This is a genomic window from Hominiventricola aquisgranensis (assembly GCF_040096225.1).
Taxonomy (GTDB): domain Bacteria; phylum Bacillota; class Clostridia; order Lachnospirales; family Lachnospiraceae; genus Hominiventricola; species Hominiventricola aquisgranensis.
The window spans coordinates 39,689-62,548 of sequence record NZ_JBBMFC010000021.1 but is presented as its reverse complement, the minus strand read 5'-3'; the positions used below and the strand labels follow the sequence as shown (position 1 = coordinate 62,548).

Here is a 22,860-nt window from a genome sequence, read left to right as displayed (position 1 = left end):
GAAGATTTTCAAAGCACTATTTAATTATCAAGGTTCATGTTCTATCTCGTTGCCTCAGCAGCAACTCTGATATCTTATCACACTCTGTCATATCTTGTCAACAACTTTTTTAACTTTTTTCAAAGCTGTTTGTTGTTATGTGATTGACTGCCTGTGTGTTACCAGCTGTTCTCTCAGCCAGCTCGACTATAGTACCACCTGGAAGTATATTTGTCAACACTATTTTCAACTTTTTTATTTTACCCGGCTCACTACACGATTCACTGGCTCACGACTCACTTTTTCACTTATCCTTCATTCTTATATCTAAAAGGTCGCAGGCACAGGCTGTGACTTCGTGCCACCATTTTCAATATACAGGAACGTCTATATCCATCAGTTCTTTTTCATCTTCGATCTCCACATATCGACATGTATGCTGCTTCAGAACTTTTCGTCCGCCCTGATCCCCTGTCAGCTGCAGAAGTTCTGGAATCAGGGATTCATGGAACATGCAGGGATTCCCCGGAATCCCATGACAACAAAGTGATAATGTTTCTGGTTGGTCTTTTTCTGTTTCGCAGTCTGAACCGGTATCCAACACCCCGGATGCCTTCATAAGACACCTGACACTTTCTTTGGAAAGTTCCGGCTGATCCGCCACCATAAAAAGAAGATATGTCGCCTGCTTCTGCATGGCAGCTATTCCCGCCTTGATCGTATACGATGCTCCCAGATGGCTCTCTTTACAAAAAACAACCTGTACTTCAGATGCTTCCGGCAGCTTCTGCACCTCTTCCAGAATCTCAGGATACTGTGTTACAACGATCACAGATAACTGCTCTTTCATTTCTTTTTTCAATTCCAGCAGCAGATCCAGCCCGTGGCGGTACATGGTCTTCCCCTTCCATGGGAACAACAGCTTATTACTTCCAAAACGGCGGCTGTTACCAGCCGCCATATAAATTGCCTGTATCATTTAATCCTTTACCCTGTGATCAGTTTCTTTCCAGTCCGGATCCAGCATTCCCATAAGGATCTTCTCCGGAGTGAACGGTACTGTTCTGTGCCACACACCGGTTGCACGATAAATTGCATGTGCCAGTGCCGGTGCCGGTGTATTGATAACGATCTCACCGATTGATTTCACACCAAACGGCCCCGATGGCTCATAACTGGTCTCGAATTCCACATGAATATTTCCTACATCCTGTCTGGTCGGGATCTTATACTGCATAAAATCGCCTTCTGTGATCTTACCATTGGCATTGTAGGTAACATTTTCATAGAGTACCATACCGATTCCCTGACCAATGCCACCCTCTGTCTGTACTCTTGCCAGATTGGGATTAACCGGAATTCCGCAGTCAACCACTGCATCATAATCCAGGATCTTCACACTTCCGGTCTCTTTATCCAGCTCGATCTCTGCCATGCCGACCATATAGGGTGGCGGAGATACTGGCGATGAATAAGTTGCCGTCACATCCACCGGGATTCTGTTATTCACCTGCGATTTCACTGCAATATCTGCAAGGCTGACAGATTGGTCTCCATCCACCAGGTATACCTTTTCTCCGTCAAATTCTACTTCATCTAATGTACAGCCTAATAGTTCCGCTCCGATCTTCATCATATTTTCGCGAAGTTCCATTGCAGCATTCTGTGTTGCCATACCGGTAACATACGTGGTAGAAGATGCATAAGATCCTGAATCATACGGGGATGCATCCGTATCCGCACCAAAGACTACGATCTGATCCGGTTCGCAATCCAGCACTTCTGCTGCCATCTGCGCCAGGATCGTATCACATCCGGTTCCCATATCTGCGGCACCGATCAGCATATTATATGTTCCATCATCAGAAAGCTTCAGAGTGCAGGAACCCACATCCACATTAGAGATGCAAGAACCCTGCATGGCGATTGCCATACCTGCAGTGCGCACTTTTCCATTTCCCATATCACGTACCGGATATTTTTCTTTCCAGTGAAAATGATCTGCACAGTGTGTAATACACCGGTCAAGTGCACAGGCATTCGCCGTCTCTCCAAAATAAGCCGGCATGAACATGCCCTCCCGGACAATATTTTTCATCCGAAGCTCCACCGGATCGATCTTAAGCTTTTCAGCCAGTTCATTGACTGCAGACTCCAGGGCAAAGATTCCCTGTGTTGCGCCATATCCACGATAAGCACCTGCTGCCTGCACATTAGTATAAACCACATCACAGGAAAACCGGGTTGCCTCGCATCCGCCTGTGTAGAGCGGAATTGCTTTATGTCCGGAAAGTCCCACTGTCGTTGTTCCATGTTCTCCATAAGCACCTGTATTGGATAACGTATACAGATCGATCGCCCGGATCCTTCCATCTTTCATTGCACCCAGACGCACAGTTACCTCCATCTCATGACGGGGAGACGCAATGGTCTGGCACTCTCTTCTGCTGTAAATAATCTTACTTGGCCGCTTTGTCATCCATGTGACAAAAGCAGGATATACTTCACACACTGCTGTCTGCTTGGCTCCAAATCCACCGCCGATCCGCGGCTTTTCTGCACGGACCATGGATTTGGAGATTCCAAGAGCATTGGCAAGAATACGTCTGATATGAAATACGATCTGTGTGGAACTGATACAATGAAGTCTTCCGTACCGATCGATCTCACAATAAGCACGGATTGTCTCCATATACCCTTGCTGAGCAGCTTTAATTCTCCAGCTATGCTCAATAACTTCTTCACAATCTGCAAGTACCGCTTCCACATCTCCATGAGCATCTTCTTCATGATGCAGAAGATTGCGTTTCACATCTCCTGTATTTCCATGGGACATCCAGTTATCTTCCGGATGAACCAGCACCTGGTTATCCAGTGCTTTGCGGAAATCAAGCACCGGCTCCAGCACCTGATATTTCACTTTAATGACACGCAATGCTTTGTCCACTGCTTTTTCTGTCTCACCTGCTACAATCGCAACCGCATCTCCTACACTTCGGACTCTTTGATCAAGAATCAGACGATCATAGGGAGATGGCTCCGGAAAAGTCTGTCCGGCAATAGAGAATCTCCTTCGAGGCACATCCTTCCATGTATAGACAGCAACAATCCCTGGCACCTTCATAGCAGCCGCCGTATTGATCTCTTCGATGATCGCATGCGCATGAGGGCTGCGCAGCAGTTTTACTATGAGACAATCCTTCGGAATAATGTCATCCATAAATACAGGTTTTCCAAGCAGAAGCTGATCAGAATCTTTCTTTGGAATACACTTTCCCACTGCATGATACTCTTTTCTGTCACGTTTAAATTCCTTCATGCTTCCACTCCTTTCCAACATCTTCTCCATAGACATTTGCTTCCAGATCCATAGCTGCCCCTTCCTTTTTACTGTTCAGATAATTTCGAAGAGAACGAAGCTGGCTCTGGTATCCGGTACAGCGGCAAAGATTACCTGACAGATATTCCAGGATCTCCTCATCTGTCGGATCCGGATTTTCTCTGAGCAATGCCACAATATTCACAATATATCCCGGATTACAGAAACCACATTGATCTGCTCCCTGTGCTGCAAAAAATCTGGTAAATGCCTTTGCCTCTTCCTGCAGACCTTCCAGCGTATCCACTCTGCGTCCGTTAGCACGTCCAACCGGTGTACTGCAGGAAAGGATCGGCTTTCCATCAAGCAGCACTGTACAAAGCCCACAGTTGCCGGACTCACATCCGCGTTTTACAGAATAGCAGTTATGTTTTCTGCAAAAATCCAGAAGAACCATATCTGCATCTACGGAATCTGTTATCATTTTCCCGTTCAATGTTATCTTTACATCCATCAGATCTGTTCTCCTTTCCATGTTTCCAGTGCTCTCTTCACAAGTACCCGACAGACTGCCTTACGGTAGGCTGCGCCGGATCTCACATTGCTGCCAAACCGGATCTCTTCTGATACCTGTTCTGCAAACTTGCTGATCGATTCATCTGTAATCTCTGTGAGCACGCCTTGTCGATCCAGTACCACTTCCGCCAGATGAGGAGTTGCCCCCACCACTGCTGCATATCCGTCTGCTCTCTTTGCAACTGCGCAGGTCAGCACCGGAAAATCGGTGGACTGGTTTCTCTGGCTGAGATACACCACTTTTTCCACGGTCTTTGGCACGATCACAGCCACAAGAATATCTCTGGTCTTTCTCGGAAGTCTGACAAACTCATCCAGATCCATGATTCCTGCATGATGCAGTTCTACCTTTGCCCCCAGTGCACGGAAAATAGTCATCACATCGGAGAAACCAAAACGTCCCCAGAGGCTGCCGCCAACTGTTGCCACATTTCGAAACTGTACTCCCACAATATGACGTACTGACTCCCGAAATGCACCTTCCGTATAAGCATTCAGACGTTCATTGGTCTCCAGTTCCCGCAGAGACACATATGCCCCGATCCGAAACTCCGTCTCTGTCTCATCCACCTGATCCAGACCAAGTGCACACAGATCGATGGCTGTTCCCATTGTCCGGTTTCTCATTTTCTGCCAGAGCATTCCGGCCAGAATAAAATTGTTTTTTTTCTGATACAGAGTATATGCCTCGTCAAGGCTCTCTGCCCTTACATACTGATTATAATAAAGCATGGCTTCCTTTCTATCTATCTTCTTATTGTAGTCTCAGAACATCAGAAGTTCATACATTGTTTCCCAATGAAGCTTCTGCTGCTCCATAAAGTTCATGATGGTTTCTTTTTCTGAAAGCTCTGTCTTCCAGGCCAGTCCGCAGCCTGCCGAGATCTCAGACGGAAGAGGGATTAGTCTTCCTGAAATCTCTGCTTTCTCCGCCCGCTGTTCCATCTCCATAGCTGCGGTGGTTGTGGCAAATGTCACCACCAGCTGCAGATATTTCCTTCTCATTCTACGGGCTCACAATCAGAGAAGCTTTGGACATGGTCGCAGCGATATCATACATATTCGTCACTTCTCCAACTTTCAGCTTTTCAGATAATCCGTAAAAATTCAGACAAGTACCACAAGTCAGGATCTTTACGCCGCGATGTTCCAGCTCTTTAAGATCATCAAGAGATGCAGATCCTTCACAGGTCAGACAGGCACCTCCATTATAAAAGAGTATGGTCTTCGGAAGCTCTTCCTGCTGAGACAATGCATAAATAAACCCTTTGATCAGCACTTTTCCAAGCTCCGGATCGCCTTCTCCCATAACGTTACTGCGGATTACCACCACTTTATCAGATGCCGCTGTGGGGCTGCAGTCGCAGATATCCGCCTGTATGTTTTCTGTTTTTTCCGCTTCCGTAACCATGATCTGTACGCTGTATTTTCCTTCTTCCAGCTTCTGATCCTTCACCTGATATCCCATCTGTCCGGCCATCTTTTTCAGGTTTTCCACAGCGATCTCATTATCCACAAGTGTTTCCACCACTTCAGATCCTTTTATCGTCTCCATGGCTTTCCTGGTCTTTACAACAGGTATGGGACAAGCATCCCCGATTGCATTGACTGTGATCATCTTATACCCTCCTATTTCACATAAATATCTTTTTCTTTTTTTGATGTCAGTCTTCCCACAATAGCTGCCGGAAGTCCTGCTCCTTTTAATTCCTTCAGGAATTCTCCCGCCTGATCTTCTCTCACCGCAAACAACAGTCCCCCAGATGTCTGCGGATCAAATAATAACTCTTCCATCGAAAAAGGTATCTTTGAAGCGAATTCCACCCGTTCCTTCACATGGTTCCGATTACGCTGCGCTGCAGCTGTCAGAAGAAATTCTTCTGCGCAATGGATTGCTCCACTGATAACCGGAATCGAGATAGAATCAATCTCCGCCGATATCTGTTCATTAATCATCTCACTTAAATGTCCCAGGAAGCCAAATCCTGTCACATCTGTGCAAGCATGGATCTCATAATGATGACTGATTTCCGCTGCTTTTCTGTTCAGAAGAGTCATAGAATCGATTGCTTCCTTCATAGCACCTTCCGGTGCCAGATTTACCCGGTTGGCATTGCACACCAGACCAACCCCTAATTTTTTTGTCAGGATCAGCATATCTGACGGTTGCCCTTGATTATTCCCATAAATATGATCCGGATGCACCACACCTGTCACGGAAAGCCCATATTTCACATCCGCATCCATAATCGAGTGTCCTCCTGCCAGCATACCTCCTGCTTCTATTACTTTTTCTGCTCCACCCTGCAGGATCTTTCCAAGAATATTAAGATCCATCTTTTCCGGAAAACAGACAATATTCAATGCGGTCTTTACTACACCGCCCATGGCATAAATATCGCTGAGTGCATTAGCTGCCGCAATCTGTCCAAACAAATACGGATCATCCAGCATGGGTGGGAAAAAATCCAGTGTCTGTACTACTGCTGTATCATCTGAGATTCGATAGACCGCCGCATCATCTTTACTGTCATATCCGATCAGAAGATCAGGGTCTTTTTCTCCTTTTGGAATCTTTGAAAGCACATGGCTCAAAAGATCCGGTCCAAGCTTGGCAGTACAGCCGCCTCCCCTGCAAAATGTGATTTCTTCTGTCATTCTCTCTCCTTATACCTGTACTTCTTCTGCGATTCTGCGGACCGCTTCGACTGCCGCAGATACCTCTTCTTCTGTATTATAATAAGAAAAACTGAATCTTACCATCCCCTGTTTTTCCGTATGAAAATATGCATGCATCAGCGGTGCACAGTGTGCTCCTGCTCTGGTTATAATTCCATATTCCTCCTGCAGCCAGTCACTGATCTGGGACGAATCCTCATTTCCAATGTTCAGTGCTACAATAGGACATCGAACATTTTCTTCCAAAAAATCTCCGTAGATTTTCACTCCTGAGATCTGTCTGACCGCTTCATAAAAAAGTGTCATCAACCGGTGTTCTTTTTCATAGATCTGCCGCTGTCCGATCCGCTCTATCTCCTGTACTGCTGCCAGAAGTCCTGCAATTCCATGTCCGTTAAGCGTTCCGGCTTCCAGATGTTCCGGATATTCTTCCGGCTGCTTTTTAAGAAAACTGTACACTCCGGTTCCGCCACTTTTCCATGGTTGAACAGAAATGCCTTGTCTTACATACAGTCCTCCGGTTCCCTGCGGTCCCATCAGGCTCTTATGTCCTGTAAAACAAAGTACATCGATCTGCATCTTCTCTACATCTATGTCCAGCACTCCTGCCGTCTGTGATGCATCCACCACCAGCAGCAATCCATAAGCTTTTGCAAGCTTTCCCATCCGTTCCAGATCTGTTACATTTCCAGTCAGATTAGACGCATGTGTGCAGACAATTGCTTTTGTTCCCGGACGGATCGCTTTTTCAATTTCCGAAAAATCCACCGTGCCATTTCTTCCGCTTACTGCAACAGTCAATGCAACACCTTCTTCCTGCTGTGCATACAAAGGCCGCAGAACGGAATTGTGCTCCAATTCGGTGGTGATCACATGGTCTCCCGGAACAAACAGACCATGAATCGCCAGATTGAGACTTTCTGTAGAATTTCCGGTAAAAATAAGTCGGGAAGGATCTGTTCCGCCAAACAGCCTGGTCAGATGAATCCTCGCATTATAAATGATCCTTGATGCCTGAAGTGCTGCACTTCCAGCCCCCCTGCCAGAATTACCCATACTGCCCATGGCAGCAACAACCGCCTCTGCGACTGCTTCCGGCTTCTGCATCGTTGTTGCTGCATTATCCAGATAAATCATACCGTTCCCCTGTTCTATATTTCTTCCAATAATACAACAATGGTTCCGCCACAGACCATACCTTCTTCTTCCGCATTGTCTGTGCTCATCCGTATCTGCCTCTTTTCACAAGCCGCATGAGGGATCTGCTCCCGCAGCTTATAAAAATGTTCTCTGCAGGCTGTGATCACTTCAGCCTCTGCACAGCCTCCGCCGATGGTTCCCGTAATCTGGTTCATGGAAGTCACCACCATCTGCGTACCTGCGCTTCGAGGTGCGCTTCCATGTTTTTCTATGATCGTACATAGCACTCTCTGCTCTCCCGGCTCCGGCGTTCGGCTTAATATCTCCAGCACCTGTTCATCCAGTGCGGTCTCCTTTGACTGCTCACTTCTCACCTTTACAATCTCACTGATCACAGACAATGCGATCTCTGCCGGAGTCTGTGCTCCGATGGACAATCCGATGGGTGCATGGAGCGATTCTGCCAGTTCTTCTGAAAAACCTTCCTGCACCAAATCCTTTTTCATCAGAAACGACCGTTTTCTGGAACCCATCATGCCCACATAAGCATGCGGCTTTTTCAGGATCTCCAGCAGGCAGTCTCTGTCAAACCGATGACCTCTGGTCATGCAGACAAAATAATTGTCACTGCTGTCCGGAATCTGCCGCAGCAGTTCTCTGTAATCTCCACAGAATACCTGATCCGCGCCCTCTCTTTTGGCAGTCTCTGCAAACAGTGGCCGATCTTCCAATACTGTGATCTCAAAATCCAGAAGTCCAGCCATCTTAACCAATGCCTGTGACACATGTCCGCCTCCGCAGATAATAAGCTTTGACTGATTTCCCAGTGGTTGAAGAAATACTTCCTGACCGTTGATCTTCATGAGCCCTTTTCCCTGCAGGTTTTTTTCATTTTCCCCTGTAAAAAAAGTTCCCTTCTGTATCTGGATCGTACCATCTTCCACATATGCTTTTTCACCTGCAGCTGCTCCCTCTGTCACCGTGGCAAGCAATGCATTCTTAGACCGGTCCCGATCTCTTACACAGGCATATATCTGTTCCATCTTATCCATTTACATATCTGCAGACCGCTTCCAGCACACTTCCGCCGATACTGCTGGCTTTATCCGAAATCGTAAAACAATTGGCAAGCTCGCTTTCTCTTGGATCAATGTCTGCGATCTTAAATCCTTTCTGAAAATGATATCCCTCACGGATCAGTCCCCGGAGCACTCCCGGAATTGTCGCCTCTACCGATACAAATCTTCCGGAAAATACACCCTCCGGAGACATCTGTTCATAGATTCTTGCAATCTTTTCCCCTTTTCGCACCACATCCCCGATCTGATGAAGGTTCTTCATATATCCTTCTGCCGCTGCATGAATGACCCTCTCTTTTGTGTAGCCTCCAATATTACCGGGAATTCCAGTATTTGCAAGCGCAGATCCAGTCTCCAGAATCCGTGCCAGATTATGTCCACGCATGGATTCCACCACCAGATGCACATCTTTTCCAGCCACAAATCCCGGTCCGATTCCAATGACCAGCGGTGCCATCTCTTTATATGTCCCCAGATTCTTCTTGGCAATGATCGCATCCACCACAACATCCGGCTTTAAGACTTCTATTGATCGTCCATCCGGATCCACCAGAAGCGGTATACGTCCTCTTTGAAGCACTTCTTCCACCGCCTGCTTTTTGGCTGTGTAGATTCTCTCAGCAGTGACTCCTTCCACGGTTGCCGTTCCCTCATAGACAGCTTCGCAGAAAGAGACCTGTCGCCGGATCGCTGCCGGTTCTGCTGTCTCCAGGATCAGCACCTGATACCCCGCCCGAAATAGACGATGTACGATTCCAGTCGCCAGATCTCCTCCGCCACGGCAGATAATAAGTATCTCTTTATTCATATAGCCTCTTTCATTCCTCCAGTGTGTGAAACATAAGTCCCTGATCTGTCTTTTCAGACAGCAGAACATGAAAATGCCCCTGGTAATCCATGTTCTTCAGCTTTTCCTCATATGCCTGCCAAATCCACTGAAGCATCTGTTTATCTGCTTTCATATCTCCGGAGATTCCAAGTGCAGATGTCATATGTTCAAACCGAAAGACCACATCCTTACATGGCTTTCCCAGATCCCATGATCCAAGCACCAGAATCACATCGGTCGTCCCCTCGGGAATCACCGGTTCCTGTTCTGACGGATACTTCAGCGCATAATGTTTCGCTCCATCTGCTTCTATTAAAGCATAATCCACCTGCTTCATCAAGTCATGAAGCATCTGTTCCGGCAATGATTGCATTTTTGCAGAATTTTCCGAGCAGACAGCTCCTGCCATACAGTATCCTGTCTTTTTTATTTTTTCCATAATAGCAAAAGAATCGCAGGAGAGATCTGTATCCGGTTCCACCAGCATATGGGTAGTGGTACTCACCAGCACAGACGCGCCCTTCCTGCGATATTCTTCTGCCAGTCGATGGATCAGGGTGGTCTTGCCACCCGCTCCAATGACTGCAATGATTTTATTTTTCATCTTCAATATCCCACATTTTACGAACCGGACTCGATCTCTTCGGCAAAATTATATTCAGAAGGATTGCTGCCAGAGAACACGGTACGATTCCGGATCCGCCAAAGATCAGCTGTATATAATACGGCAGCTGAGCAGTTGCTCCACTGGTTGCACCAAGACCGTATCCAAGTCCGATAGCCACAGAGATGATCGTGATCTCACGACTTCCAATTGGCTCCTTCGTGATCAGCTGAATACCAGAGATCAGGATTGATGCAAACATCATAACTGCCGCACCACCCAGCACGGACTGTGGCATCACAGACATGACCGCACCGATCTTCGGACAGAATCCACAGAGTATCAGGAAGATCGCACCCATAGAGATTGCAAACCGGTTCACTACCTTCGTCATGGATACCAGGCCTACATTCTGTGAAAAGGAAGTGTTCGGCAGCACACCAAACAGTGCTGCAAAGGAAGAACCAAGTCCATCACAGATCACGCCGCCGGACAGTTCAGAATCTGTTGCTTCCCGATTCATACCGCCTTCGATACAGGCCGAGATATCGCCAACTGTCTCAATTGCAGTGACAATGAACATAATTCCGATTGGAATGATCGCATTTGCCTGGAATACAATCTTCATATCAGCCAGTGCGCCGAATCCGATAAAACTTGGGACAGCGATCCATGCTGCATTTTTGATCTGTTCAAAATTAACGACCCAGGAATAGGTATATTCTGCTCCATCTGCATTGATTCCTACTGTAGGAAGAACCAGCGTCATGATCACAGCCACCACATAGCCTGCCAGAATACCAAACAAAATAGCTGCGGAAGAAAGTACACTGTCCTGTGGAGCAAAATGCTTCAGTAAAATAATCACGATCAGAACAACGAATCCAAGGAACAGATTCGGCAAAGAGCCATAATCTGCTTTACCGCTTCCGCCACAGAAATAGTTGATTCCCACTCCCAGAAGAGAAAGGCCGATAGCAATTACCACCGAACCGGTCACAATAGCCGGAAAAAATCTACGAAGCGGTTTCAGGAACATTCCGAGAACACCTTCAAAAATACCGCCTACAATACAGGCTCCCATGATCGCACTGTAAGCAAGGATACCACCGCCGCAGGCAGCAACCGTATTATTCAGGACGCCAAGGAAACCAGACGATGTTCCCATAACGATCGGCACTTTACCTCCTACCGGTCCAATGGAAAACATCTGAACCAGTGTCACAATACCTGCCATGATCATAGCATTCTGTAAAAGTGCTGTGCGAAGTGCTCCATAACCGGCATCTGCTGTCAGTCCGCAGAGTCCCATCACGATGATCAGCGGAGTCAGATTTCCGATAAACATCGCCATTACATGCTGCAATCCCAGCGGAATCGCCTGCGTAAGCGGGATTCTTCCCTCAAATTCATAAGGAGTTGAAATTTTTTTCATAAAATAAAGCCTCCAAAACTTTTGTATATTGATAATCAAACCGACTAATATTTTACGGATTTCCACTTCCCTGGTCAATCCTGCTACTGTCTATTTTTTCTACTGAATTTTTATTAGCTGCACTTATATATTGTAGTAATTCATCACTTATGCTACAATCGTCATGAATCATGGAAACTGTATCTTAAAGGAATCACTATTTTATGAATAAACGTAATTACCAAAAGGAGCTGGATCAGGTGCTGGATCAGCTCTGTACAGATAAAGAAGAAACCGCGCCTACATTGCTGCTCCATAGCTGTTGCGCCCCTTGCAGCAGTTATGTACTGGAATACCTGTCCAGGTATTTCAGGATCACAGTTCTTTATTACAATCCTAATATCTATCCGGAGAGTGAATATCACAACCGGGTGCAGGAACAGATGCGACTGATCCGGGAACTTCCCACCCGTTATCCAGTGGATTTTCTGGAGGGTGATTATATTCCAGCCGATTTTTATCACTGTGCAAAAGGAATGGAAGAGATCCCAGAGGGCGGCAAACGGTGCTTTGCCTGCTACCGCCTCAGACTTACAGAAGCAGTCCGCACGGCAAAAGAAAAGGGCTGTGACTATGTTGCCACAACCCTGTCGATCAGTCCGCTGAAGAATGCGGAAAAACTCAATGAAATCGGGGAAGAATTAGCAGAACAGTACGGTGTTCGCTGGCTTCCCAATGATTTTAAAAAACGTAACGGCTACAAACGTTCCACAGAATTGTCCAAAGAGTACGATCTGTACCGTCAGGACTATTGTGGATGCATCTTCTCCTATCGGGAGCGTCACCCGGAACAGTCCGTCTGAACTTCAGACGGATCTCCTATTTAGTCGGAACGATCTCCAGCCAGTATCCGTCTGGATCCTGAATAAAGTAGATTCCCATGGACGGATTTTCAAAGCAGATACAGCCCATCTCTTTGTGGTGGGCATATGCTGCTTCATAATCATCTACACGGAATGCCAGATGGAATTCACAGTCACCCAGATCGTAGGGTCTGTCCATATCTCTCATCCAGGTCAGTTCCAGTTCAAAATCACTTTCCTCATTTTTCAGATAAGCAATGATAAAAGAGCCATCTTCTGCTTCTTTTCTACGGCATTCTTTCAATCCCAGTGCTTTCTCGTAAAATGCCTCTGACTTTGCCAGATCTGCTACATTGTAATTTTCATGAATCATCTGAAATTTCATATATACCTCACATTCATATTTTTAACTATTCAGAGTTAGCCTCCAAAATGCTTTGCATTTCTGTTTTTCACATATCTTCCGGAATTGGAGCCGTGAAATCCACAGCTTCTCCACTCACCGGATGGGAAAATGCCAGCTTCCAAGAATGCAATAATGGTCTGCCTCCTTTCGATGCATCCGGATTGTAGAGAAAATCCCCCACAAGAGGATGACCGATTGCCTGCATATGCACCCGGATCTGATGAGTTCTTCCTGTCTTCAGCTGACATTTTACCAGTGTCTGATCCGCTCTTGCTTCCAGCACTTCGTAATGAGTCACTGCCCATTCTCCATGTGCTTTGTCAACGCAGCGCTCGATCACTGATTCTGCCTTCCGAGCGATAGGCAGATCAATGGTTCCGCTTTCCTTAAGTTCACCGGATACCACCGCCAGATAGGTACGGTGGATCTTCCGCTCCTTCATCTGCTCATAGAGAATCGCTGAACTGAACACATTTTTCGCAAGGATCAACAGTCCCGTAGTCCCGCCATCCAGCCGATTTACACACCGGAATGGAAAATAATCATTCCTCTGCCGGCACAACCAGCTCACCCCATTAGCCAGAGTATTTTCAAAATGATTAACAGACGGATGCACCGGCAGATTGCCCGGCTTGTTGATGACCATCAGATCTTCATCTTCATATATAATAGAAAATTCCTGCCGGACCGGCACAATGGTACTGGTATCCTGCTCTTGCGGCAATGTCAGTTCCACCACGTCTCCTGCCTGCAGCGGATCTCTGAAATAAGGTTTCTCTCCATTGTTCAAAAGGCTGCCCTCATGATTCTTTATCACAGACAGAACCTGCTTGGAACAGCCCTTTTCTCTTAACCAGTCAATGAGTCGTTTTCCTTCCTGGGACTTATCCACCGTCCAGGTCAAATGACGTTCCATTAATCCACAAGTACCTTCTCAATTTCCACCACATACATGGTGTGATAATCCTTTTGCGGATACCATTTCGTATCACACTCTTTATCAATAAATCCCGCCGGATCCAGTGGCTGCGCAAACAGCTTTCTACATACCATGACTGTGTTTGCCTCTTCAAAATACGGAGTTACACCTTCATGTTTCACATGAAGTCCTGATTTACTGATCTTATCCTCATCCCGACCTGATACGGTTCCCAGATAAGACAATGTCTTTCTGTGCTCCTCACCCAGAATGGACAGGGAGAACGTATCTGTCCCATCAATAAATTCCTTGGTATATCTCTGCGGTCTGATGAACACATAGGCCACCGGTTTTCCCCACATGATGCCAACACCGCCCCAGGAAGCCGTCATGGTATTGACTTTTCCATCCTTTTCAGCAGTTACCAGCATCCATTCCTTCCCGATCATATGAAATGGATTCTTTGTAAACTCTTCTGGTTTGATCTCTTTTTTCATGTTTGTCTCTCCTCTCGTATGATCAGCGGATACGCTCCGGGAAACCTACTTTTTTCTGTACCTTACGCAGTGTCTTATTGGCTACATATCCGGCCTTTTCCGCATTTTCCTTGATGATCCGGTCAATGTAATCTTTGTTCTTCTCCAGATCTGCGAAACGGTCCTGTAATGGTTTCAGAACACTGACAACAGACTCACCGACTGCCAGTTTGAAGTCACCATAACCTTTTCCATCAAATTCTTTGACAACTTCTTCCGGAGTCTTGCCCGTACATGCACTGTAAATATCGATCAGGTTACGGATACCCGGCTGTTCTTCCCGGTACAGGATCTGCCCTTCAGAATCAGTCACTGCTCGTTTGCATTTACGGATAATGGTATCCGGATCATCCATCAGATAGATCGATGCGTTCGGATTCTCATCTGACTTGGACATCTTTCGGCTCGGATCCTGAAGGCTCATGATCTTGGCTCCTACTTTACCGACATATGCCTCCGGAATCGTAAATACATCTCCATAGATACCATTAAAACGCTGTGCAATATCTCTGGTCAGCTCCAGATGCTGCATCTGATCAATACCGACCGGAACCACATCCGCCTGATACAACAGAATATCAGCAGCCATCAGTACTGGATATGTAAAGAGACCTGCGTTGATATTGTCTGCATGTTTTGCAGACTTATCTTTAAACTGCGTCATACGGTTCAGCTCTCCCATATATGTAAAGCAGTTCAGGATCCATGCCAGCTCTGCGTGACCGGATACATGGGACTGGTAATACAGACAGTTCTTCTCCGGATCAATACCTGCCGCAATGTAGATCATCAGCAGTGTCCGGGCACGTTTCCGAAGAGTTGCCGGATCCTGTCTGACCGTGATGGAATGCATATCCACTACACTGTAGAAGCACTCATACTCGTCACAGAGTCCCACCCAGTTTTTCAGTGCTCCAAGATAATTGCCAAGAGTCAGATTTCCTGTTGCCTGCATGCCGCTGAACAGCACTTTCTTTCCATTTAACATAATTTCATATCTCCTTCTATTTCACAACTGTGTATTTGTAAATTCATCAGATAGCCAGTAATCTGCAGGCAATCTGAAAATATACGATCAGACTGCACGCATCTACGATGGTTGAGATCAACGGAGCTGCCATGATCGCCGGATCCAGATGAAGGATCTGTGCCAGGATCGGCAATGTACATCCAATGGTCTTCGCCAGAATAATGGTCACGACCAGACTCACCACAACCGTGATACACACCATCGTCTCTCCCGGATATTGAACCATCAGCCTTATAAAATTCAGTGATGCCAGGATAATGCCAACCACCACTGCCACGCGGATCTCTTTCCAGACAATTTTCAGAATATCTTTCGGCTCCACATCTCCGATCGTCATGGCACGGATCACCGTAGTACTGGATTGACTTCCTGCATTTCCTCCCGTACCTGTCAGCATAGGTACAAAGCTTACAAGCAGCGGTAATGCTGCAAATGCAGTCTCATAATGGGTCAGAATACTTCCTGTGATCATGGAACTGAGCATCAGTACCGTCAGCCAGACGATCCGGTTCCTCGCCAGTTCAAGGATACCTGTCTTCAGATAAGGCTTGTCACTGGGGAGCATAGCTGCCATCTTCTCAATATCCTCGGTAGCCTCCTCTTCCATGACATCCACCACGTCATCGACTGTAACGATTCCTACCAGACGATCCTCGTGATCCACTACCGGCAGACACATCAGGTCATACTTGTTGAACAGATCCACAACTTCTTCCTGATCTTCTGTAGTCACCGCCTTGATCACATTTTCATCCATAATGTCCTGAATCTTCATATCATAAGGATTCATCAGAAGATCCTTGATCGTCACCACGCCTTCCAGCCTTCGCTGGGCATCCGTGACAAAACAGGTATAAATGGTCTCCTTATCCACACCATGAGCACGAATATAGGCAAAGGCCTGCTCCACATTCATGTATTTTTTCAGACCGATATACTCTGCCGTCATAATACTTCCAGCACTGTTCTCCGGATATTTCAAGAACTGGTTGATCAGTGATCTGGTCTCCGGGCCTGCGGTACGCATAACTCGCTTTACAACAGTAGCCGGAAGCTCCTCCAGCATGTCCACGGCATCATCTACGAACAGGTCTTCAATGATCTTGGCAAGCTCCGCATCTGTGATGCTGTTAATAATGTGTTCCTGCACATCCGGTTCCAGAAATGCAAACACATCTGCCGCCAGCTCCTTGGGCAGCATACGGAATACCATGACCTTCGGATTATCCTCCAGTTCTCCCAGAAATTCTGCAATATCCGCTTCATTCATCTCAGAAAGACGGGCCCGCAGCAGTCGGAATTTTCGCTCTTGTATATATTGCATCAATTCTTCTGCATCATATTGTTCCATAGATCCCATCCTCTCATTCGGAAAAGAAAGAGCCGAACACGAATTCCGGCTCTTTTATTCTTCATTTTATCTATATTATCAGGCTTTGTCAACCTACCAAAAAGACCAGACAATCCTCATCGGTTCTCGTCTGGTCTTATCAATCATATTCTGTTAAATCTTCCCCTGCTGACGCATCTTTCTTCTATGGATCAGCCGGTACCGTCTGGGTGTTACCCCGTAACGCATCTTAAACTGACGATGAAAATAACTCTGATTCTCATAGCCCACATTCAAGGCGATTTCTTCCACCGGAAGGTTTGTCTCCAGCAAAAGCACTGCTGCTTTTTCAAATCTGCGCTTCATCAGAAGTTCCTGGAATGTACTTCCCGTACCTTCCTTGATCAGCTTACTCAGTGATGGCAATGCCAGATGGTAGTCCTCAGCAATCTTGCCGAGTCTTGCAGTCCGGTACTGGATCTCTATGTATTTCAGAGTCTCCTGAATGATCTCATCCTTATAATTCTCCACAGGATCATGCTCCTCCCGGTCCATCTGTTCCGCCAAATATAAAAAGAGCAGCCCCATAGTATACTGGCTGATCTCCTCGCTGGCTCCGTTGCCTTCCATAATGGATTCTATCAGATTTTCCATGAGGTTTTCCAGGGCATGCCGACCTTTGATATGAAAGATCAGATACTGCGGCTTTCTGGTATTCCGCCTGAGCATCTCCACCAGAAAATCCATGATCTTATTCTGTTTTTTCAGCATCTGAAATGGCTTTTCAAAAAATTCCGGTACCGCAATGATATTGATTCCAATATTCTCTTCACCGGACTCCACCACACAGTGCTCCACATACTGGTTCATCACAAGAAGGTCTCCCTCTTCCAGGAGCACTTTCTCCTCACCAAATCTATGTGTAAATGTACCCTTATACGCATACATCAGTTCAATATAACCATGTCGGTGCAGTGGAACATTTCTTTCATTGTCATACAGTCTGACCGCTGCACTCTGACGACCGGTTAAATAATCCCGTCTGTTGACCACCTGAACAACATCTTCATCCTGTCCATACTTTTCCTGAATATACTGACGCTCTTCTATGGCCTGTTCTTGTAAAGTTCTGATTATCTGCTCATCCACAATGATGTCACCCCCAAGTCTGTTCTATGAGACTTTTAATCAGTATAAACATATACGGTTGTAGTATAACAAAAAGGCCGGTTTCTTTTAAGGTTCTCATTTAGCAGAATTACTAACCTAAATTTCCCATAAATTTCAGATTTAGAGCAGTTGCACAAATACAATAGCTTCTTCTGATGGTTGATCCATATTCTCTTATCTGACTGCACAATTGGATGCAATTCCCGTCAGAATCTCAAGCCCATGCTCCAGAGACGGTAAAATATACTCCAGAGATTCTTTTACTGCTTTTGGACTTCCCGGAAGATTAATGATCAACGTATGTTTCCGGATACCAGCGGCTGCACGGCTCAGCATGCAAGCCTTGTTCCCACCGGAAGATGTCTCAGATCAATTCCCTGAATGATCAGATTTTCACCAAAAGCACCTTCATCCACCGGTGCTCCTTTTTTCTGAATTCTTCTATTTTCTCATAAGAGAGCAGGCTGACCTGTCGATGCCATTTTCCGGCATGCGCATCATGTTCAATTCCCCAGTCTTCGATCAATCTGGCAGAATGCACATTTTTCTTCTGCGTTCCTCTCTCTTCGCTGATATTCACAGCCATAATTTTTCCCATGACCTATGCCTCCTGTCAGATCTCCATATTGATTCTTATGGTACTCCATCTGGCACTTTTAAGCAACTGATTTCCAAATTTGACAGGTTTTCTGACGCTGGGTATAATAAAACAAAATACTTGCAGGAGAATCAAGCATGGGTGAATTTACACATTTTAATCAGCATGGAGATGCCATTATGGTAGACATAAGTAAAAAAGCAGAAACCGCAAGAGAAGCCATCGCCGAAGGACGCATCTCCATGAATCAGGAATGTTTTGATCAGTTAAAAGCAGGAAGCCCTCCGCCGCCAGGGACTTCACAGTGCTATTCATGGAAAATTCTGTAATAGCTGCAACCGGATCCGGCTGACTGCTACAGGCGATCTCAAGCCCTGCCTGTGTTATCAGGAACGTATCTTGGTCAAAGACGCACTCAGAAGCGGTGACACGAAAGAAGCTCAGAAATTGCTGGCTCAGGCTATTTTCAAAAACCTGCCGCCCATTGCTTTGAAACTCTTTCCTCCATCACAGAAGACGCCGAAATGTCACGCATTGGCGGCTGATACAATACAATTATCTCAATACCATCACATCCGCAGGATCCACATGCAGCCACAGGCTCTCCTGTGGATGTTCTTTTTCACAAAACGTCCTCCAGAATTCTTTTGTTGTCTCCACACGGATCCTGTTAAAATGATTTCTGCAGCTTTCTTCCGACTGCTCTGCATGCTCCGGCATCACCATGATCACCGTTGAAAATACATCATCGATCACTTTTTCGATCCGACACCGAAATGTATTGTCCGGATGTGTCTTCGCCTCAGTCTCACTGACCGGATATATATAGTGACTACGCACACCTACATAACAGATTTCTCCTGCCTTCGTCTCTGTACAGGTCAGATACTCTCCCCAGTCTCTTACATAGACCATTTTTTTCACATCCGCTTCTGCAAAATGCGCTCTTGCAAAATTCTTACACCCAGACAACACAGCTGCCGCTTTCGACTCCGGCGCTTCAAATAACTGTCTGACCGAAATGACCGGACTGGAAGTGCCTTGATCCATCACACATGCTTTATCACAGATGCGATAGATCTCGTCCCTGCTGTGCGACACAAACAATGCCGGACCTGAGAATTGCCGCAGCACCTCCAGAAGCTCCTGTTCCAGATTCCATCTGAGATATTCATCCAGTGCCGAGAACGGTTCATCCAGCATCAGTATGTCCGGCTCAGACAAGAAGATACGCGCCAGAGCAACTCTCTGCTGCTGACCGCCTGACAGCTGTGAAGGCCGGTGCTTCTCAAACCCGGTCAGTTCAAATCTGGCAAGCATTTCCCGGACTTTTGTTCTGGCTTTTGTTCTGTCCTTTTCTCCGGACAGCAGTCCAGCCATCAGATTCTGCTCCACCGTCATATTCGGAAACAGGGCATAATTCTGAAACAGCAATCCCACATGACGTTCCTGTGGACGAAGATTTATTTTATTCTTGGAATCATAAAATACCTTCCCATTCAGTTCAATATATCCTTCATCCGGCTTTTCGATCCCTGCAATGCACCGGAGTGTCATACTCTTACCACATCCCGAAGCTCCCAGTATACCTGTCACACCTTCTGATGCTTCAAATTGTGTCTTCAACGTAAAATGATTCAGTTTTTTACAAATATCTACCCGTAATGCCATCGTTTCTACTTCCCACTTGTCGATTTACCAGAAGAACATTCTTTTTTCTCCAGAAGATTGACCAGCAAAAGAACAACTGCCGAGATCGCCACATTTACCAGTACCCATCGAAATGCCAACGTATCATTATTAGTTCTCCACAGTTGATAGACGGTTGTTGAGATCGTCGCCGTCTTTCCCGGTGTGTAACCAGCTACCATACTGGTTGCTCCATACTCTCCCAGTGCCCGTGCAAATGCCAGGACCGCACCTGCCAGGATTCCCTGTCTGCAGGCCGGCATGCGAATGTGCCAGAAAATATAAGTATTCGACAATCCAAGAGTCTGACCTGCATATGCCAGAGTCTGATCAAAGTTTTCAAAGGCTCCTCGGGCAGTCCGGTACATCAACGGAAATGCGACGATCGATGCTGCAAAGATGCCTGCATACCAGGTCATCACAAGCTTTGTATCAAAGATCTGAAGAAACCAGGCTCCCAGCAATCTACGCGGCCCCAGGATCATCAGCAGAAAATATCCGACAACCGTAGGTGGAAGAACCAGCGGAAGAGTCAGCACCACATCCAGAATTCCCTTCACTGCAGGCGGAAGCTTTGCAATATAATAAGCTGCAAAGATCCCCGTAAAAAACACAAATATGCTGGAAACCAATGCGATCCGAAGAGAATTATATAACGGGAACCAATCCATAAGCCCCTCCTGCTTTCTTTATTTTACAGCTGTAAATCCAACCTCTTCAAACACCTTCATGCAGTCATCTGTTTTCAGATAATCAAGGAAGGCTTCTGCTGCATCCTGATTTTCAGAAATATTCAGAACTGCTGCCGGATAGATCACCTGCTTGCACATGGTATCGTCTGCCTGAGCCACCACCGGAAGGCCTGCTGAATATGCATCCGTGGCATAGATAATACCGGCATCCGCTGCTGCTTCGGATACCTGTGTCGTAACTTCCTTCACATTGGATCCATATGTGATCTTATTCTCCTGTTCAAGCTGATCCAGCATTCCAAGATTGGTGAGGATCTCTTCTGAATACTGTCCTACCGGTACGTCCTCATTGCCCAATGCCAGAAGAGAAAGCTTGTCGGTTCCAAAATCCGCAAAGCTCTCTATCCCTTTCGGATTTCCGTCCGGAACAGCCAGTACAACCTTATTCTCCAGCAGATTTATACGGGTTCCTTCAAGCACATAATCAAGACCTTCTGTGTTCACTTCCGGATCTGCATCCTTATCCAGCTGATTCATCTGTTTCTGAGCTGCGGATATAAATACATCACAGTCTGCACCTTCCTGAATCTGCGTCTTCAAAGTTCCCGAAGAATCAAAATTAAATACCAGTGTCACATTCGGCGCCACTTCTTTATACATTTCCTGAATCTCGGTCAGTGTCTCTATCATGGATGCTGCTGCAAATACATTTAAAGTCGCCTCTGCTGCCTCAGCATTTTCCTTCGTCTCTGTTGCTTGAGATGTTCCGCATCCAGCCAAAGGCAAAACCATGAAACACATAGTCACACACGCAAATACTTTTCTCAATTTCATCATTCTGGTTCTCATCTTTCATGATAAACAGTTTCCAAACCCGCAGTTCGGATAATGGCAGGGCTTACACCCAAGGCAAAATCCACCGTTTCCCATGTGTGACAGCTGCTTTTTGGTCACTTCCACTCCTGCTGCAACGCTGGGCAGAACCAGATCAAACACGGTCGCTTTCGCATACATCACGCAGCCCGGCAATCCCATCACTGGTGTTCCATCCTCAAAATAAGCCAGCAAAAACATGGCCCCCGGCAGAACCGGCGCCCCATAAGACACGATCCTTGCTCCTGTATTTTTGATTGCTCCCGGTGTCCTGTCATCCGGATCTACACTCATACCACCGGTACAGAGGATCATATCCGCACCGTCCTCTTTCAGCTTTAAGATAGCCTCTGTGATCTTGTCCATATTATCATCACACAGAATATGTCCGCAGACTTTAATCCCATATGCTGACAGTTTCTCCACGATCACTGGTGTAAATGTATCTTCGATCCTTCCATAATAGACCTCATTGCCTGTTGTAACAATACCTGCTTTCATAGATCTGAACGGAGTCAGAGACACCAGCGGCTCTGTTCCTGCCACAGTTCTGACCTGCTCCATCTTATCCTTCGCAATAACAAGCGGAATCACACGGGTTCCCAGAAGCCGATCGCCTTTTTTCACAGCTGTATGCGAATGTCTGGTGGCGATCATGATCTCATCGATCTCGTTGATCGCATCCAGACGCGCTACATCCACCCGAAACAATCCATCGCAGTCAGCAATCAGCTCAATCTTCCCTTCTTTTACTTCTGTTGGATGCATGTTTGCATTTTCACATATCTCACAGAGAATCTGTGCTGCTTCATTTTCATGAAGCATGCTCTCATCCTTCTCCCAGACATAGAGATGATCCTTTCCCAGCGATAACAGCACCGGAATATCTTCCTCTGTAACAATATGCCCCTTCCGAAATGCGGTATCCTTTGTCACGTCCTTCACAATTCTTGTAATATCATGACAAAGAACATGTCCCACGGCATCAACTGTGTTTATACATTTCATATTGCTTCTCCTCTTCTTTTGCGCTGTCATATCTGTCTCCTAGTTTATCATAGCTATTATAAACTTTCACTCTTTTTTTCCGTACTTGCTTTTTCGGACATATCCCACTACAATAAGATTACAGGGA

24 protein-coding genes and 3 pseudogenes are annotated in these 22,860 nt (G+C 46.2%); 3 read left to right on the top strand and 24 right to left on the bottom strand.

Annotated elements, in window-relative coordinates:
* Positions 1–349: 349 nt before the first annotated feature.
* From WMO62_RS11765 to WMO62_RS11710, 12 genes are read right to left on the bottom strand one after another with little or no spacing between them, the layout of a single operon-like run.
* On the bottom strand, positions 350–958 hold the full coding sequence (locus WMO62_RS11765) for a nucleotidyltransferase family protein (RefSeq protein WP_349144775.1): 609 nt from the start codon (positions 956–958) through the stop codon (positions 350–352).
* The gene (locus WMO62_RS11760; protein WP_349144774.1) at positions 959–3,298 is read right to left on the bottom strand and encodes a xanthine dehydrogenase family protein molybdopterin-binding subunit; all 2,340 of its coding nucleotides are present in this window, start codon (positions 3,296–3,298) and stop codon (positions 959–961) included. It abuts the gene before it with no gap.
* Positions 3,285–3,812 (bottom strand): (2Fe-2S)-binding protein, encoded by a 528-nt coding sequence (locus WMO62_RS11755; protein WP_117499786.1) that lies wholly within the window; start codon positions 3,810–3,812, stop codon positions 3,285–3,287. Before WMO62_RS11755 ends, WMO62_RS11760 begins: the two co-directional genes overlap by 14 nt.
* Positions 3,812–4,606 carry an FAD binding domain-containing protein gene (locus WMO62_RS11750; protein WP_349144773.1) on the bottom strand — a complete coding sequence of 265 codons (795 nt, stop codon included), beginning with the start codon at positions 4,604–4,606 and terminating at the stop codon, positions 3,812–3,814. The genes WMO62_RS11755 and WMO62_RS11750 overlap by 1 nt, the downstream gene beginning before the upstream one ends.
* Positions 4,607–4,639: 33 nt before the next feature.
* A complete protein-coding gene (locus WMO62_RS11745; protein ID WP_349144772.1) occupies positions 4,640–4,879 on the bottom strand; it encodes a putative Se/S carrier protein in 240 nt (79 codons plus the stop codon).
* Position 4,880: 1 nt separating this feature from the next.
* The gene (gene yedF, locus WMO62_RS11740) at positions 4,881–5,492 is read right to left on the bottom strand and encodes a sulfurtransferase-like selenium metabolism protein YedF (RefSeq protein WP_349144771.1); all 612 of its coding nucleotides are present in this window, start codon (positions 5,490–5,492) and stop codon (positions 4,881–4,883) included.
* An 11-nt stretch (positions 5,493–5,503) separates the two neighbouring features.
* A complete protein-coding gene (gene selD, locus WMO62_RS11735; RefSeq protein ID WP_349144770.1) occupies positions 5,504–6,532 on the bottom strand; it encodes a selenide, water dikinase SelD in 1,029 nt (342 codons plus the stop codon).
* 9 nt (positions 6,533–6,541) lie between these two features.
* A complete protein-coding gene (locus WMO62_RS11730) occupies positions 6,542–7,690 on the bottom strand; it encodes an aminotransferase class V-fold PLP-dependent enzyme (RefSeq protein ID WP_349144769.1) in 1,149 nt (382 codons plus the stop codon).
* A gap of 14 nt (positions 7,691–7,704) precedes the next feature.
* The gene (locus WMO62_RS11725; RefSeq protein WP_349144768.1) at positions 7,705–8,745 is read right to left on the bottom strand and encodes an XdhC family protein; all 1,041 of its coding nucleotides are present in this window, start codon (positions 8,743–8,745) and stop codon (positions 7,705–7,707) included.
* Entirely contained in the window at positions 8,738–9,580 is an 843-nt protein-coding gene (gene yqeB / locus WMO62_RS11720; protein ID WP_349144767.1) for a selenium-dependent molybdenum cofactor biosynthesis protein YqeB, read from the bottom strand. The genes WMO62_RS11725 and yqeB overlap by 8 nt, the downstream gene beginning before the upstream one ends.
* A 10-nt stretch (positions 9,581–9,590) precedes the next feature.
* Positions 9,591–10,205: a selenium cofactor biosynthesis protein YqeC gene (gene yqeC / locus WMO62_RS11715; RefSeq protein ID WP_349144766.1), complete on the bottom strand. Its 615-nt coding sequence runs from the start codon at positions 10,203–10,205 to the stop codon at positions 9,591–9,593.
* Positions 10,195–11,640, bottom strand: coding sequence for a uracil-xanthine permease family protein (locus WMO62_RS11710; RefSeq protein WP_349144765.1), 1,446 nt, complete (start codon positions 11,638–11,640; stop codon positions 10,195–10,197). Before WMO62_RS11710 ends, yqeC begins: the two co-directional genes overlap by 11 nt.
* A gap of 203 nt (positions 11,641–11,843) precedes the next feature.
* Between WMO62_RS11710 and WMO62_RS11705 the strand changes: the two genes are divergently transcribed.
* Positions 11,844–12,482: an epoxyqueuosine reductase QueH gene (locus tag WMO62_RS11705; RefSeq protein WP_349144764.1), complete on the top strand. Its 639-nt coding sequence runs from the start codon at positions 11,844–11,846 to the stop codon at positions 12,480–12,482.
* Positions 12,483–12,498: 16 nt separating this feature from the next.
* Here the strand turns inward: WMO62_RS11705 and WMO62_RS11700 are convergent, their stop codons facing one another.
* The 8 genes and pseudogenes from WMO62_RS11700 to WMO62_RS15920 all read right to left on the bottom strand — a co-directional run.
* Complete coding sequence (locus tag WMO62_RS11700) at positions 12,499–12,867, bottom strand: VOC family protein (RefSeq protein ID WP_349144763.1); 369 nt, start codon at positions 12,865–12,867, stop codon at positions 12,499–12,501.
* A 67-nt stretch (positions 12,868–12,934) separates the two neighbouring features.
* Positions 12,935–13,804: an RluA family pseudouridine synthase gene (locus tag WMO62_RS11695; protein ID WP_349144762.1), complete on the bottom strand. Its 870-nt coding sequence runs from the start codon at positions 13,802–13,804 to the stop codon at positions 12,935–12,937.
* A complete protein-coding gene (locus tag WMO62_RS11690) occupies positions 13,804–14,304 on the bottom strand; it encodes a flavin reductase family protein (RefSeq protein WP_349144761.1) in 501 nt (166 codons plus the stop codon). The genes WMO62_RS11695 and WMO62_RS11690 overlap by 1 nt, the downstream gene beginning before the upstream one ends.
* A 22-nt stretch (positions 14,305–14,326) precedes the next feature.
* Entirely contained in the window at positions 14,327–15,331 is a 1,005-nt protein-coding gene (trpS, locus tag WMO62_RS11685) for a tryptophan--tRNA ligase (protein WP_349144760.1), read from the bottom strand.
* 46 nt (positions 15,332–15,377) lie between these two features.
* The gene (gene mgtE / locus WMO62_RS11680) at positions 15,378–16,724 is read right to left on the bottom strand and encodes a magnesium transporter (protein WP_118440772.1); all 1,347 of its coding nucleotides are present in this window, start codon (positions 16,722–16,724) and stop codon (positions 15,378–15,380) included.
* A 153-nt stretch (positions 16,725–16,877) separates the two neighbouring features.
* Positions 16,878–17,852, bottom strand: a complete 975-nt coding sequence (locus tag WMO62_RS11675) for a helix-turn-helix domain-containing protein (protein WP_147601615.1) — start codon at positions 17,850–17,852, stop codon at positions 16,878–16,880.
* Positions 17,853–18,047: 195 nt separating this feature from the next.
* Positions 18,048–18,218 (bottom strand): annotated as a pseudogene (locus WMO62_RS15925) (MogA/MoaB family molybdenum cofactor biosynthesis protein); the annotation flags it as partial.
* Positions 18,206–18,471, bottom strand: a pseudogene (locus tag WMO62_RS15920) (MOSC domain-containing protein); the annotation flags it as partial. The pseudogenes WMO62_RS15925 and WMO62_RS15920, both read right to left, overlap by 13 nt.
* A gap of 137 nt (positions 18,472–18,608) precedes the next feature.
* Here WMO62_RS15920 and WMO62_RS11665 point away from each other — a divergent pair.
* On the top strand, positions 18,609–18,800 hold the full coding sequence (locus WMO62_RS11665) for a cyclic pyranopterin monophosphate synthase MoaC (protein ID WP_349144759.1): 192 nt from the start codon (positions 18,609–18,611) through the stop codon (positions 18,798–18,800).
* A pseudogene (locus WMO62_RS11660) lies at positions 18,781–18,876 on the top strand (GTP 3',8-cyclase MoaA); the annotation flags it as partial. The gene WMO62_RS11665 and the pseudogene WMO62_RS11660, both read left to right, overlap by 20 nt.
* Before the next feature lie 150 nt (positions 18,877–19,026).
* Here the strand turns inward: WMO62_RS11660 and WMO62_RS11655 are convergent.
* The 4 genes from WMO62_RS11655 to WMO62_RS11640 are packed head-to-tail and all read right to left on the bottom strand — an operon-like array spanning position 19,027 to position 22,733.
* On the bottom strand, positions 19,027–20,142 hold the full coding sequence (locus tag WMO62_RS11655) for a sulfate/molybdate ABC transporter ATP-binding protein (RefSeq protein WP_349144758.1): 1,116 nt from the start codon (positions 20,140–20,142) through the stop codon (positions 19,027–19,029).
* 5 nt (positions 20,143–20,147) lie between these two features.
* Positions 20,148–20,831 carry a molybdate ABC transporter permease subunit gene (gene modB, locus WMO62_RS11650; RefSeq protein ID WP_118627147.1) on the bottom strand — a complete coding sequence of 228 codons (684 nt, stop codon included), beginning with the start codon at positions 20,829–20,831 and terminating at the stop codon, positions 20,148–20,150.
* Positions 20,832–20,849: 18 nt separating this feature from the next.
* Positions 20,850–21,689: a molybdate ABC transporter substrate-binding protein gene (gene modA, locus WMO62_RS11645; protein WP_349144757.1), complete on the bottom strand. Its 840-nt coding sequence runs from the start codon at positions 21,687–21,689 to the stop codon at positions 20,850–20,852.
* A gap of 15 nt (positions 21,690–21,704) precedes the next feature.
* Positions 21,705–22,733: a molybdopterin-binding protein gene (locus WMO62_RS11640; protein ID WP_349144756.1), complete on the bottom strand. Its 1,029-nt coding sequence runs from the start codon at positions 22,731–22,733 to the stop codon at positions 21,705–21,707.
* Positions 22,734–22,860: the final 127 nt, after the last annotated feature.